The following is a 220-nucleotide window of genomic DNA, read 5'->3' on the forward strand; positions in this document are numbered from 1 at the left end:
TGTGGGTCCAGAACAGCCACACTTGCCATGGTTTACAAGCTTTCAATGGAAGCGCAAAAGCGATGGCGAAAATTAAAAGGTCATGAGTTGATTAGCAAACTGATTTTGGGTGTGCAGTTTAAAGATGGGGAAGAAGTCTTTAACGTGAAATACACAGCTTAATTTTTAAAAAATTGGATGCGCTATTAGATGCTCAAAACACAACATTTGACAATATCTC

General features: G+C 38.2%; 1 pseudogene. It reads left to right on the top strand.

Annotated elements, in window-relative coordinates:
* Nucleotides 1-162: pseudogene (locus AOM43_RS13285) on the top strand (IS256 family transposase); the annotation flags it as partial.
* Nucleotides 163-220: the final 58 nt, after the last annotated feature.

It is taken from the genome of Parachlamydia acanthamoebae (genome assembly GCF_000875975.1).
Classification (GTDB): Bacteria; Chlamydiota; Chlamydiia; order Chlamydiales; family Parachlamydiaceae; genus Parachlamydia; species Parachlamydia acanthamoebae.